The following is a 13840-nucleotide window of genomic DNA, read 5'->3' on the forward strand; positions in this document are numbered from 1 at the left end:
GCAAAAATGTATTCAATGAGATTTTTTGTGTTTTTTATATTATTCGGAGGTTCTGTTTTTGCACAAACCAATTATCCGCAGGATTATTTTAGTCCGCCACTTTCGATTCCGATGGAATTGTCTGGCAATTTTGGAGAATTAAGACCCAATCATTTTCATGCGGGTTTTGATTTTAAAACCTTGCAAAGGGAGGGATTGAAAGTTTATGCGGTCGCTGATGGATATGTGTCAAGAATAAAAATTTCTACTTTTGGTAATGGTAAGACTATATATGTTACACATCCTAATGGTTATACATCTGTTTATGCTCATTTGCAAAGAGCGACCGACACGATTGAAAGTTTTATCAAACAAGAGCATTATAAAAAAGAATCTTTTGAAATAGAAGTGTTTTATAAACCGGATGAGTTGCTAGTCAAAAAAGGACAAGTAATTGCTTTTTCCGGAAATACTGGTGCTTCGGAAGGGCCTCATTTACATTTTGAATTTAGGGATTCAAAAACTGAGTTCATTATTAATCCAATGCTTTTCGGGTTTGATAAATTCATAAAAGATACTAAAAAACCTGTTCTTTCAGGCGTGTACGTTTATCCGCTGGATATTAACACGACAGTTAATCAATCAAAGCGTCCTATTTTATTGAATTTGTCTTTGCAAAATGATGGAACCTATCTGTCTGATAAGGTAGTTACTAATGGTAAAATTGGTTTCGGGATTAGTACTTTTGATTATGATGATGTTTCTTTTAATAAAAACGGGGTGTATAAAGTTCAGTCTTTTTTTAATGGGAAACCTAATTTTAGTTATCAATTAGATACCTATTCTTTTGACGACATGCGTTATGTAAATGCACTGATTGATTATTCAAGGTATAAAAAGACACAACAAAGGGTTCAGAAATTGTTTATGAAAAAACCGTATAAGTTGAGTTTTATAGTCACAGATGAAACTTTTGGGATTCCAATGGTAGTTCCTAATTTGTCTTCTGTATGCCGTATCGAGGTCTCAGATTTTTTGGGGAATCAGACCATGGTTTCCATTCCTATTGAATTTGATTCGCTTCCCGCTATTATACAACCGGAACCTATCGCTTCCGATTATTTTATAAAATCTGATAAAGATAATAATTTTGTTAAAGATAACATGTCAGTTTTCTTTCCTGCGGGAACCTTCTATGATGATTTTGAATTGAATTTCGATGTAAAAAACGACACCTTATTTCTTCATGAGGATACGGTTCCGGCCCATACTAATTTTACGATTTCAATTGAAGACTCTAAATATTTCGAAGAGCAGCGACAGAAAATATTTATCGGGAGAATTCAAGGGAAAAATATCAGTTACAATTCAACATTTCGAAAAGACAGCATTTTTAGTACTAAAGTAAAAACCTTAGGACAATATGCTTTGGTTATGGATACTATAGCGCCGAAAATTACAATTTCAAATCCTATCGAAGGGAAATGGCTGACTAATGAAAAAAATATTCAATTTACCATTAGCGATTCCTTATCGGGAATTAAATCCTATAATGGCTATTTGAACGGGAAATGGATATTAATGGAATATGATAATAAAACAAAAAAAATAACCCATGATTTCAACGATGGTATTGTTGCCGAAGGAGCCAACGATTTAAAAGTAGTTGTAATCGATAATGTAGGAAATTCAACTATCTTTGAGACTCGATTTTTTAGAAGTCAAAAAAAATAAAAAGTAAATCGCTTGAGTGTCTCCAAAATAATATTTGTTTTCTTTTTTTCTTGGATGGGGTTTGTGTCTTTTGCCCAAACTGCAATTGTAAAAGGAATTATTCTTGATAAAAATAACCAAGCCGTCGAGAATGTAAATGTCTCTTGTTTGGGAGCAGGTACTCAATCTAATGCCAATGGATTTTATGAAATAACTGTTCCTGCCAATAAAATGGCAGTGATCGTGTTTTCTCATGTTTCTTTAAAAAAAACAACCGTATCGATTACTTTGAAATCAAATGAGTCCTATGAATTCAATCCTGTGATGAGTGATCGTGAAGAACAAATGGGAGAAGTTATCATCACTTCAGAAAATAGAAAACGGGTTGAAGGAGTTACAACAATAGAGCCTGAAATCCTGCGAAAAATTCCAGGAGCCAATGCTGGGATTGAAAATATTTTAAAAACTTTACCGGGTGTGAATTCGAATAATGAATTGAGTACCCAATACGCTGTACGTGGTGGAAATTATGACGAAAACTTAGTCTACGTAAATGAAATAGAAGTGTATCGCCCCTTTCTTATTCGTTCAGGACAGCAAGAAGGTTTGAGTTTTACCAATACGGATTTGGTTCAGAATATTGATTTTTCTGCGGGAGGATTTCAAGCAAAATTTGGGGACAAACTTTCCTCAGTTTTGGATATCACGTATAGAAACCCCACACAATTTGGTGCAACGCTTGAAGCTAGTTTTTTGGGAGGAAGCGTTTCTGCTGATGCTGTTTCTAAAAATAAAAAATGGTCTGCGATTACAGGTGTAAGATACCGTAATAATAGTCTTTTAGTAGATAGTCAGGAAACGCAAACCAACTATACACCAACATTTGCAGATATTCAAACCAATGTAAATTATCAGGCTTCCTCAAAATGGCAATGGAGTTTTTTGGGAAATATTTCTCAAAATAAATACCAATACCAGCCCTTGACCCGTCAAACTAATTTTGGGACAATTGATGAGCCTATGGCGCTTTCTGTTTATTATGAAGGACAGGAAAAAGATAAATACGATACCTATTTTGGAGCCATCAAAACAACGTTTAAAGCCTCAGATGCGTTTACTTTAAAATTTATAGGTTCAGTGTTTCAAACTTTGGAGCAGGAATATTTTGATATTTTAGCTCAATATCGTTTAGGAGAAGTAGATTCGAATATTGGTTCGGAAACCTACGGGGATGTTTCCTTTTCAAGAGGAATTGGTTCGCAATTGAATCATGCCCGTAATGATTTGGATGCTTTAATCATAAACGCGGAACTGAAAGGATTTCAAGAATGGAAAAAAAATCAATTTGAATGGGGAGTTAAATACACCCGGGAATCTATTCGTGATCGAATTGTAGAATGGGAAGTAATTGATTCTGCAGGGTTTTCTATAAATCCACCCATTGTTATTTTGCCAAAGAATGATCAACCCTATTCATCGTACACAGGTCCGTTAGTTCCTTATCAGAATGTACGAGCTACTAATTTCAATGACATCAACAGATTTTCGGGATATGCGCAATGGAGTTTGAAGAGTACTATTGGGACGAGCGAGGTTTGGTATAATGCAGGCGCACGATTTCACAATTGGGAAGTTTCCGGACAAAATACTGAAGGGAAAATGCAGACTACTTTTAGTCCGAGAGCCCAGTTTGCCATAAAACCCGATTGGGAAAAGGATATGATTTTCAGACTTTCCGGAGGTTTATACCATCAACCGCCTTTTTACAGGGAGTTGCGGGATGCTGATGGAGTGGTACAACCCAATACGAAGGCGCAACAATCAGTTCATTTGGTTTTGGGGAATGATTATAATTTCAAAATGTGGAGCCGACCTTTCAAACTGGTTTCTGAACTGTATTACAAATCAATGACCGATGTAAATATTTACACTATTGATAATGTTCGGATCCGTTATGCTGCTTCTAATGACGCCATAGCTTACGCGCAAGGATTGGATCTTCGTTTGAATGGGGAATTTGTTCCGGGCACCGAATCATGGATAAGTTTTGGTTATTTGAAAACAGAAGAAAACAGTAATGACAGAGGATATATTGCCAGACCAACAGATCAAAGATTGAAATTTGGACTTTTGTTTCAGGATTATATGCCTAATATTCCAAGTATAAAATTATATTTGAATTTGGTTTACAATACCGGTCTGCCAGGCGGGTCTCCAGCATATGCGGATCCTTATTTGTATCAAAATAGATTGAATGATTACCGCCGTGCTGATATTGGTTTTTCGAAAGTCTTTATAGATAATACCACTAAAGTATCTGATAAGAGTTGGTTTAAGGATTTTAAGGAATTGGCTATCGGTTTAGAAATTTTCAACCTTTTTGACAATCAGAACGCAATTACAAACACTTGGGTTCGGGATGTATATTCTAAAACCCAGTACGCAATTCCAAATTATATGACCACCAGAGTTTTTAATATTAAACTGAATGCGAGGTTATAGCAATGATTCTAAATTATTTTAATGAAATAAATGAATTGTAGAAATCAAAAGCATTTTTAAAAATGATTACATTTGAATTTATTTTTTAATAGTACGCAACATGAAAAAAATACATATAGTATTATTCGGAATGACTCTTTTACTTTTAGGCAGTTGTAAAGAAGATGCTGAAAAGCCAAGAGTAATTTACGATACCACAAATAAAGGAAGAGAAATCACTAAAATCGATTCGACTCAAATAGAAATTGCCGATTTGCCAATTCAAATGGAAGGAACCCATTATTTGATTCATCCGGTTGGGGATTTGAGTATTTTTGAAAAAAGGACCAAAAATACTTATGGTTCTTCAAGTGTCAACGATTTGAGCTTCACCATTTCTAATGTGGCACAATATGAGATTACGGGCTATTTGCAAAATTTAAAGTTTCAAAAAATAGACTCTGATTCCATAACTGCTTTGACAGATAAGCCTGCTTTAATTCTAACGGCTACCTACTTAAAATCGGTTTCCGATAAAATCAATAAACAAATCATGGTATATACTATGGTTGATATCGATACAAATAAGGATGGAAAGCTGGATACCAGTGATATTAAAGCTTTGTATTTAAGTAAAATCAGCGGTGAGAAATTAACTAAAATTTCTAGTGATTTTCAGGAAATAATTGATTGGAATCTGATCGAGTCAAAAAACCGTTTGTATTTTAGAACGGTTGAGGATACCAATAAAAACGGACAATTCGATAAAAAAGATGTGGTGCATTACAATTATATCGATTTGTCGGGTAATGAATGGAAGGTGATTGGTTATAAACCGGTTTAGGTTTTTAATAGTCTAAATCAAGATATCACTTTCAAGATCTGATTTTTCAATCTCAAAATTGAAACCCAATTCTGAGACCAATTGAATTACTAAATTTTTATACCAGTTTTCTGATTTAGGATGGATGTAGATTTTTTCAATCAATTGATTAATGTCCACATTGATTTTTAAACCATCATTAAGTTTAATTTTGCTTTCGGAAATATCTGAAATGATACGTACCTCACGCTCATATTGAAAGCTTTTTCTTTTGAACAAAAAGGGGAAAAACATATCGTCAAACGGAATATATTCTTTTTTGTAATCGATATAATTGACTTCTCCGATGTATTGATTGAAATTGGTTTCCGGTACCAATGCCTTCTGTAGTCTACTAATTGTAGATTGAATAGCCAGTCCTTCGCTGTTTTGTGTAAAAATCTGCCACATGGCAAACGATTCATATTCATTGATATGCCAACTGCTGATAGCGACTCTTTCCCGATGAGTTTTGTAATAATTTAAGAAGTCAGGATTGTCGGTGGCCAATTTCCTGATTTCTTCATAGGTAGGCTCGCTAAAAGTGCCTTCATACTGATCCTCAAATTTATCGGAACGGGACATGAATAATTTTTTAGACAGCAACAAATCGAGAAATTTTGATAAGTCCAGATATTTCCAAACAATAGTATCAGAATCATCAGGAAGTTTTATGTTTGGATTATTGAGGTACATTTTTTATTTTAAATTTTCATTCATAATTCAACATAAAAGTACGAATATCCAACCGTTATTCAAAAGACTGCATGGTTACTAATTTGTTATAAGTGCCGTTTAGTGCAATAAGTTCCTCATGAGTACCCTGTTCAACAATTTTTCCTTTTTGCATCACTACAATGGCATCTGCTTTTTGAATAGTAGAAAGACGATGTGCTATAACAATAGAAGTTCTGTTTTGCATCATGTTCTCTAAGGCTACTTGCACAAATTTTTCGCTTTCGGTATCTAAAGCCGAAGTGGCTTCGTCAAGAATCATTATCGGTGGATTCTTCAAAACGGCGCGAGCAATTGATAAACGTTGTTTTTGTCCGCCCGAAAGTTTATTTCCACTGTCACCAATATTGGTGTAGATACCATTTGGAAGTTGGTTTACAAATTCGAAAGCATTAGCAATTTTAAGGGCCTCAATGATTTCGTCGTCAGTGGCGTCCAATTTGCCAAGGGAAATGTTTGCTTTTATGGTGTCGTTAAATAAAATACTGTCTTGGGTTACCAATCCCATTAATCCACGAAGAGATTGCAGATTCATGTCTTTAATATTGGCACCATCAATGCTGATAGTTCCTTCATTGACATCGTAGAAACGTGTCAGTAAATTGGCAATGGTGCTTTTTCCGCTTCCTGATTGACCAACCAAAGCAACAGTCTGTCCTTTTTTTATGTCAAGTGAAAAGTCTTTTAAAACTGTTTCTTCTTCGTATTTAAAGTTGATGTTTTTGATTGCTATTTCTGAATCGAAGGAGTTTTTTTGTAGCGCATCTTTTTTACTGGTGATTGTGTTTTGCTGATCCAGGATTTCCAATATTCTTTCTGCTGCTGCATTTCCTCTTTTGATTGCATAAGAAGCTTTCGAAATAGATTTTGCGGGGGTAAGGATGTTGTATGCCAATCCCATGTAAGTAATGAAAGCGGCACCTTTTAGAGTTTGCTCAATTAAAACCATATGTCCTCCGTACCAAAGTAAAATGGCAATAACCATAATTCCCATAAATTCACTCATAGGGGAGGCTAGATTTTGTCGGTTTCCAATACTGTTAGACAAACCGAAAAAACGATTGGTTGAATTTTGGAATACTCTATTGAAATATTTCTCAGAATTATATCCTTTTACCACTTTTAACCCGCCAAGTGTTTCTTCAATGGTAGATAAAAATATTCCTTGTTCCTCTTGGGCTTTGGTTGATTGTTTTTTTAATTTTTTTCCAATCAGTGAAATGACATAACCGGAAACAGGAATGAAAATGAATACAAAAACCGTAAGTTTTACGCTGATTGTAAACATGGTTACGATTGTAAAAATTATGGTCAACGGCTCTTTTACCGCTAATTCCAAGATTGATAAAAATGAATTTTGAACTTCATTTACATCGCCTGAAATTCTGGAAATGGTATCTCCTTTTCTCTTTTCAGAAAAAAAGGAAAGTGGTAAATCAAGTGTTTTTTTGTACATCGCATTTCGAATGTCTCTCAAAATACCGTTTCTAAGGTAGGTAATGAAAAACATAGCCAAATAATCGGATAGATTTTTCAATAAAAAGATGGTGATAATACCTGCAACCAATATGGATAGGGTATAGCCAATTCCGTTAGCATCAGTAATCGATGTTAAATAATAGCTTAGAGAATCAGATAAATAAGCTTTTAATTCCCAAATTCCTTTATATGTAGGAAGTACGTAATTTTTTTTCGACTGCCCAAATAAAACATCCATCATAGGCATTAAGGATACAAAAGAAAGTGTACCGAAAAACGCATAGAGGATATTAAAAAATATGTTCAGGTAAGCATATTTTTTATAAGGAATAATGAAAGGGAATATTTTTTTGAAATTGTTCATTTGTATTATTTTTTATCGTTAAGACCCGACACGTTTTATAAACATGTCGGGTCCTTCAGAAAAATCAATTTGTATGCTATTAATTCAATTGCATGGCAGCAATGATGTTTTTTATTTTGGCATTTAAAATGCTTTCCACTTCCGTGAAATTTTCAACCGAATCCAATTCAGTATTCACACTGATATAGAACTTTATTTTTGGTTCTGTTCCGCTTGGTCGTGCACAAATTTTTGAACCGTCTTCGGTGTAATAAATAAGTACATTCGATTTTGGAAGATCCATTGTTAGTTCTTCATTGCTAAGCAGGTTTTTGGCTATTGAAGATTGATAATCCTCAACCATAACCACTCTTTGTCCGTTGATTTCTTTCAATGGATTTTCTCTCAAGTCAATCATCATCTGATTGATTTCCTGTAAACCATCCATTCCTTTTTTGGTTAATGAAACCAAATATTCTTTGTAGAAACCGTGCTCTACATAAAGTTTCAATAATTCTTTATAAACGGTGCTTCCTTTGGCTTTGGCCTGAGACGCAACTTCGCAAATCAATAAAGTAGCTGCAACAGCATCTTTATCACGCACAGCATCGCCAACCATGTATCCAAAACTTTCTTCTCCACCGCCAATAAATTGCAGTTCCGGGAAATCTTTTATCATTTTGGCAATCCATTTAAAACCAGTCAAACCTACTTTGCATTCTACTCCGTAAGCAGTGGCTAGCTCCATTATCATAGGAGTTGAAACAATAGTAGAACCTACGAATTGTTTGCCATTGATTTTACCTGCTTTTTTCCATTCTTCCAATAAAAAGGCAGTCATTAAAATCATGGTTTGATTACCATTGAGTAAAGTCATTTGGCCTTCGTTATTTCGAACGGCAACACCTAATCGGTCACAATCCGGGTCAGTACCAATAACGATATCTGCATTAGTTTTATCCGCTAATGCCAATGCCATTGATAAGGCTTCCGGTTCTTCCGGATTTGGTGATTTCACAGTTGGAAAATCTCCATTTGGTACGGCTTGTTCAGGAACAATATTTACATTAGGATATCCTGCCTGTGATAAAGTATCAGGAACTAATGTTATAGAGGTTCCGTGTAATGAGGTGAAAACAATATTTAGATTTTCTTTGGCTTCAGCCGGTGTATTAAAACTGGCATTTTCTATGGATGATTTAATAAAAGCCTGATCTACGTCTTTATCAATATAGTGTATCAAACTTTCATTAGCGGCAAACTTGATTTGATTGTAATTCAAATTCTCAATTACATTTATAATTCCTTCGTCTTCCGGTGGAACAATTTGTCCTCCATCTTGCCAATATACTTTGTATCCATTGTATTCTGGCGGATTATGTGATGCAGTTAATACAATTCCGCATTGACAACCTAAATATTTAAGTGCAAATGACAACTCTGGTGTTGGACGTAAATCCGAAAATAAATATACCTGAATTCCATTAGCAGAGAAAACATCAGCAACCACCTTGGCTAATGTATTGCTGTTATGACGACAATCATAAGCAATAACCGCTTTCAGAGGTTGGTTTGGGAAAGCTGTGTGCAAATAATCCGAAAGTCCTTGTGTACTTTTTCCAAGGGTGTATTTATTGATTCGGTTGTTTCCAACTCCCATGATACCTCGCATACCACCAGTTCCGAATTCGAGATTTTTATAAAAACTTTCTTCCAGTTCTTTAGGGGAATTGGTCATCATAGTTTTGACAGCTTCTTGCGTTGCAGCGTCAAATGTTGGGGTCAACCATTCATTTACGGCATCCAAAATGTTTTGTGCGATGTTCATTGTATCAGTTTTTTTAGTTTTTAGTTTTTTTGTGCAAATGATAACTATAAAAAAATCACCTCCTTTGAAACTTTATAGCGTCTTTCACTTTTTTTGTCTACAAAATAATTTGGACAAATTTCAGTAATTCTGATGAAATGCAATTCGCAAATTCAATCAATATGTTATACTATTTAAATAGTTTTTCTTGAACGGGAGTTATAAAAAATTCACCTCACTTGAAACTTTATATCTTGCTTCATTGTTTTTTGTACGTAAAATAATTTCACCAAGAAATCCCGCTAAAAACAATTGTGTTCCCAAAACCATAGTGGTTAAAGCAATATAAAACCATGGATTATTTGTTACCAGACTATAGCGCATATCGTTATACATATGGTATAGTTTTGAAATCCCGATATATCCCGCCAGTATAAACCCGATGATAAACATTAAAGATCCGATGGCGCCAAATAAGTGCATGGGCCTTTTTCCAAATCTTGAAAGAAACCAAATGGTTATTAAATCTAAGAAACCATTGATGAAACGTTCCATTCCAAATTTGGTTTCACCGTATTTTCTTGCCTGATGTTGTACAACTTGTTCCCCAATTTTTCCAAAGCCGGCATTTTTTGCTAAAACAGGAATATAACGGTGCATTTCACCAGATACTTCGATGTTTTTCACGACTACGTTTTTATAGGCTTTTAATCCGCAATTGAAATCATTCAATTCTACACCAGATGTTTTTCGGGCTGCCCAATTGAATAATTTGGAAGGTAAGTTTTTAGCAACAACAGAATCGTATCGTTTCTTTTTCCAACCGGAAACCAAATCGAAATTTTGTTTAACGATTTTGTTATACAATCCTGGAATTTCTTCGGGACTGTCTTGTAAATCGGCGTCCATAGTGATAATAACATCACCCAGGGCTTTTGCAAAACCGGCATGCAGTGCTTGTGATTTTCCAAAATTTTTCATGAAACGAATGCCTTTTACATGAGGGTTTTTGCGAGCAAAGCCTTCTATAAGTGACCATGAATTATCGGTACTTCCGTCATCTACAAAAATGATCTCATAAGAATAATGGTTTGATTCCATTACTTTGATGATCCAAGTGTAAAGTTCTTGAAGTGATTCTTCTTCATTAAGAAGCGGTATGAGTATAGATAAATTCATTACTATTATTCTTGTGATGAAGTTTTGCTTTTAAAGAATGCGGCCAAAAGTAATCCGAAAATGGCACTAAATAAAATACTGAATATAGATCCTTTTAATTGTTCGGTAATTGAAAACTGATCGTTTTCTTTTAGTTTAGCAATGGCTTCGTTAATTGCCGAGGCTGGAGTGCCGAATTTCTCTAAAGTGCTAATCATATATTTTATGGTTATTTCCTTAATAGCATCTTTTGCGGCAGGGTCAATAAAGTTAAATAATATGATATTAAAAGAAACAGAAATAAGAATACCAATCACTGCTGATATAAAATAAGTCGTGAAGGCGTCTTTGAAAGGAAATATTCCGTTTAATTCACGCTTTGTTTTGGTAAGTAAGACTACGGCAATTACAATATAAAGAGTGAAGCTCACAACGCTATTCCACCATGCGGTAAATAATTCCAAATCAATAGAATAGATTATGGTTGTTAGTAATACAGAACTAATTCCTGTTATTATTCCAAAAGTAATTCCGTTTCTTTTTATAATTTCATTAATCATTAGTAGCTGTTTTATTATTAATCCACAAATATAGCAATTCCCAATATATAGAAGGATAAAAAACGCTTTTTACAATGCAGATAAAAAAAGTCAAACAAAGATTTGATTATTAAAAAATAATTGTAAATTTGCAGACTCAAAATAATGATGTAAAAACAAAAAGTTATAAAGTGTTTATACCTTTTCTGTCAGAAGAGAAGCTTCAAAGCAAGTTATAATTGAAACAAATAAAAAAAGATTTAAGATGAAAAAAGGTGTACACCCAGAAAATTACAGATTAGTAGCTTTTAAAGACATGTCAAACGAAGATGTTTTTATTACTAAATCTACTGCAGATACTAAAGAAACAATCGTTGTTGACGGTGTAGAATATCCAGTTGTGAAAATGGAGATTTCTAGAACTTCTCACCCTTTTTACACAGGTAAATCTAAACTTATCGATACTGCAGGACGTATTGATAAATTCAAAACTAAATACGCTAAACACGTTAAATAATTTTAACTTGTTTTTTAATACAATGAAGCCTTCCTTTTTGGAAGGCTTTTTTTATGGATTTATTTTTAAAAAGCCCGATTTAAGGGATTTGTCCTTTTGAGGTTACATAAAAAATAATTGTAACTTTGACGGTGATAACCAAATCAATATTTTAACATTCAGAAAATCATTTTTATTTATGAATTACATACTTTTTGATGGCCCAGCCAGAAATGCATTATTGCCTTTTACTTTTACACGTCCTGTTGCAGATATACTTATCGGTATTGTGACGATTCGTCAAAAATGGGAAATGCGTTTGGGGTCTACCACAACTACATTGACCGAGGAATATCTTTCGGAGAAGTTTCCAATGGTTGAGTTGGAAGAGAATATTATGATTAATGCTTCTTTTCTTCCCAATGATGTATTGGCTGAAATGGTGAGTAATCTGGAATCGAATCAGGCTATTTTCAAAGGTGATGAAGTAATTGCATTTTATACCAATGAAAATCAGGAAGAAGTTGATTTTGACAGCTACGATATTATAGAATATAAAGGGGATTGTATTACAGTTAAAAACACCTGGGATATTTTCTCTAATAATGATGCTGCTATTCGGGAAGATTTTAATTTCTTAACAGAAGACAGGACATCACAACAGATACCTAAAAGCGTTAATGTGATTGCGCCAGAAAATATTTTTATCGAGGAGGGAGCCAAATTGGAGTTTGTTACTTTAAATGCTTCTTCAGGACCTATTTATATCGGTAAAAATGCAGAAATAATGGAAGGTTCTGTTGTGCGAGGGCCATTGGCATTGTGTGAAAATGCTCAGATTAAAATGGCTGCTAAAGTCTATGGAGCCACAACTGTTGGTCCCTATTCCAGAATTGGCGGAGAAGTTAAAAATGCAGTTCTTTTTGCTTATTCAAATAAAGGACATGATGGATTCCTTGGTGATTCTGTTCTTGGTGAATGGTGTAATATAGGTGCAGACAGTAACAATTCGAACCTGAAAAACAATTATGAAGAGGTGCGTTTGTGGAGCTATGAAACCGCAGGATTTGCTAAAACAGGATTGCAATTTTGTGGATTGATGATGGGAGACCATAGTAAATGTGGTATAAATACGATGTTTAACACAGGTACGGTAGTGGGAGTGAGTTCTAATATTTTTGGCACGGGATTTCCTCGCAATTTTGTGCCTAGTTTTTCTTGGGGAGGTGCCTCAGGCTTTACCACTTATATTACTAAAAAGGCTTTTGAAACGGCTCGATTAGTGATGAGTCGCAGGAATGTTGAATTCGATGAAAAAGAAGCCGCTATTTTAGAACATATTTTTGAGGAAACTAAAAAGTGGAGGAAAGAATAGAATAACAAACAGGAGTATTCAAAAAGTGCTTGTAGAGATCAATTTTCTACAAGCACTTTTTTTAAAATTAATTTAAGAAGGGTTATTTTCATTATTTATTTTAGACAAATAAATTTTTTTACGAGTGCTGTCTATGATTTCTAAAGTCTTATATTTTAACTCTAAAGGGACTGTTTTTTTTAGAACTTGGCCGTTTTTTAAAGTGATGCATAATTCGTAATTTTTATAATTATTTATTTTTACTGCTGCTATTATCACGAGTGCAAAAGGAATGAATAGAGCGAAATCGAATGGTAAATAGATTAAACATAAGACGCCAAAACTCACGCAACCTAACAGGAATAGAAATTCATGAATGGGGCGAATTTGAATCACTTTAATGTGAATTTTTTCTAGTTTCTTAAATGAAATTTCGATTTGTTTTTGGAATTTAAAGTCTAAAATTATCCCGGTATCAACTAAACTGATGTCTTTGATTTTGTTTTTTGAAATCATGTTATTTTGCTGGCTTGCTGCCTGTTTTGAGTTTTTTTTACTATTACTTTTTATGGCGCATTTTTAAAATGATATAAATGACACATGCAGCTCCCATGAGTAGTACAGCCAGCTCTATGGTCATTAATAAATTAATATCTAGAGAGATCTGTGGCATTGTGTGTTTTTATTCGAACAAAACTAAAGTCAATATTGAGCACTTCCTTACGGTTTTCCTCATTATAAGATAAAAATGGGGGTGATTTTACTGTTTGGATTTAATATGAATTGTGAAATAACACTTCCTCTTTTTTTGAGACTCCACGAAAGTTTTTGTTGGCGCTTCCTTTTTTAATTAACAATTGTCTAATTGCTTAATTAACCTATCTTTGCACCTTC

The 13840-nt window shown here is 34.1% G+C and carries 11 protein-coding genes; 5 read left to right on the top strand and 6 right to left on the bottom strand.

What is annotated here, in order from left to right; genetic code table 11:
• Positions 1-15 precede the first annotated feature (15 nt).
• From ABEB23_RS01705 to ABEB23_RS01715, 3 genes are all read left to right on the top strand, one after another.
• Positions 16-1713, top strand: coding sequence for a M23 family metallopeptidase (locus tag ABEB23_RS01705; RefSeq protein ID WP_348810645.1), 1698 nt, complete (start codon positions 16-18; stop codon positions 1711-1713).
• Positions 1714-1767: 54 nt separating this feature from the next.
• The gene (locus tag ABEB23_RS01710; RefSeq protein WP_348811123.1) at positions 1768-4194 is read left to right on the top strand and encodes a TonB-dependent receptor; all 2427 of its coding nucleotides are present in this window, start codon (positions 1768-1770) and stop codon (positions 4192-4194) included.
• A 100-nt stretch (positions 4195-4294) separates the two neighbouring features.
• Positions 4295-5017, top strand: coding sequence for a hypothetical protein (locus ABEB23_RS01715; protein ID WP_348810646.1), 723 nt, complete (start codon positions 4295-4297; stop codon positions 5015-5017).
• Positions 5018-5029: 12 nt separating this feature from the next.
• Here ABEB23_RS01715 and ABEB23_RS01720 read toward each other — a convergent pair whose 3' ends face one another.
• The 5 genes from ABEB23_RS01720 to ABEB23_RS01740 form a co-directional block, all read right to left on the bottom strand.
• The gene (locus ABEB23_RS01720) at positions 5030-5731 is read right to left on the bottom strand and encodes a hypothetical protein (RefSeq protein ID WP_348810647.1); all 702 of its coding nucleotides are present in this window, start codon (positions 5729-5731) and stop codon (positions 5030-5032) included.
• Positions 5732-5786: 55 nt separating this feature from the next.
• Positions 5787-7613 carry an ABC transporter ATP-binding protein gene (locus ABEB23_RS01725; protein ID WP_348810648.1) on the bottom strand — a complete coding sequence of 609 codons (1827 nt, stop codon included), beginning with the start codon at positions 7611-7613 and terminating at the stop codon, positions 5787-5789.
• Between the two features lie 79 nt (positions 7614-7692).
• Positions 7693-9420, bottom strand: a complete 1728-nt coding sequence (locus tag ABEB23_RS01730) for a phospho-sugar mutase (RefSeq protein WP_348810649.1) — start codon at positions 9418-9420, stop codon at positions 7693-7695.
• Positions 9421-9618: 198 nt separating this feature from the next.
• Positions 9619-10578 carry a glycosyltransferase family 2 protein gene (locus ABEB23_RS01735; protein WP_348810650.1) on the bottom strand — a complete coding sequence of 320 codons (960 nt, stop codon included), beginning with the start codon at positions 10576-10578 and terminating at the stop codon, positions 9619-9621.
• Positions 10579-10583: 5 nt separating this feature from the next.
• A complete protein-coding gene (locus ABEB23_RS01740; protein WP_348810651.1) occupies positions 10584-11117 on the bottom strand; it encodes a DUF4199 domain-containing protein in 534 nt (177 codons plus the stop codon).
• 244 nt (positions 11118-11361) lie between these two features.
• On the opposite strand from ABEB23_RS01740, the gene ABEB23_RS01745 reads away from it, so the two are divergent.
• Both ABEB23_RS01745 and ABEB23_RS01750 read left to right on the top strand, forming a co-directional pair.
• Positions 11362-11613 (top strand): type B 50S ribosomal protein L31, encoded by a 252-nt coding sequence (locus ABEB23_RS01745; protein ID WP_348810652.1) that lies wholly within the window; start codon positions 11362-11364, stop codon positions 11611-11613.
• Positions 11614-11791: 178 nt separating this feature from the next.
• Positions 11792-12967 carry a GlmU family protein gene (locus ABEB23_RS01750; protein ID WP_348810653.1) on the top strand — a complete coding sequence of 392 codons (1176 nt, stop codon included), beginning with the start codon at positions 11792-11794 and terminating at the stop codon, positions 12965-12967.
• Between the two features lie 72 nt (positions 12968-13039).
• Here ABEB23_RS01750 and ABEB23_RS01755 read toward each other — a convergent pair whose 3' ends face one another.
• A complete protein-coding gene (locus tag ABEB23_RS01755; protein ID WP_348810654.1) occupies positions 13040-13462 on the bottom strand; it encodes a hypothetical protein in 423 nt (140 codons plus the stop codon).
• Positions 13463-13840: the final 378 nt, after the last annotated feature.

The sequence above is a fragment of the Flavobacterium maritimum genome (assembly GCF_040049085.1).
GTDB lineage: Bacteria > Bacteroidota > Bacteroidia > Flavobacteriales > Flavobacteriaceae > Flavobacterium > Flavobacterium maritimum.

Coding starts and splice junctions, on each gene's coding strand:
- ABEB23_RS01705 (WP_348810645.1), top strand. CDS start 16: ATGAGATTTTTTGTGTTTTTTATATTATTCGGAGGTTCTGTTTTTGCA.
- ABEB23_RS01710 (WP_348811123.1), top strand. CDS start 1,768: ATGGGGTTTGTGTCTTTTGCCCAAACTGCAATTGTAAAAGGAATTATT.
- ABEB23_RS01715 (WP_348810646.1), top strand. CDS start 4,295: ATGAAAAAAATACATATAGTATTATTCGGAATGACTCTTTTACTTTTA.
- ABEB23_RS01720 (WP_348810647.1), bottom strand. CDS start 5,731: ATGTACCTCAATAATCCAAACATAAAACTTCCTGATGATTCTGATACT.
- ABEB23_RS01725 (WP_348810648.1), bottom strand. CDS start 7,613: ATGAACAATTTCAAAAAAATATTCCCTTTCATTATTCCTTATAAAAAA.
- ABEB23_RS01730 (WP_348810649.1), bottom strand. CDS start 9,420: ATGAACATCGCACAAAACATTTTGGATGCCGTAAATGAATGGTTGACC.
- ABEB23_RS01735 (WP_348810650.1), bottom strand. CDS start 10,578: ATGAATTTATCTATACTCATACCGCTTCTTAATGAAGAAGAATCACTT.
- ABEB23_RS01740 (WP_348810651.1), bottom strand. CDS start 11,117: ATGATTAATGAAATTATAAAAAGAAACGGAATTACTTTTGGAATAATA.
- ABEB23_RS01745 (WP_348810652.1), top strand. CDS start 11,362: ATGAAAAAAGGTGTACACCCAGAAAATTACAGATTAGTAGCTTTTAAA.
- ABEB23_RS01750 (WP_348810653.1), top strand. CDS start 11,792: ATGAATTACATACTTTTTGATGGCCCAGCCAGAAATGCATTATTGCCT.
- ABEB23_RS01755 (WP_348810654.1), bottom strand. CDS start 13,462: ATGATTTCAAAAAACAAAATCAAAGACATCAGTTTAGTTGATACCGGG.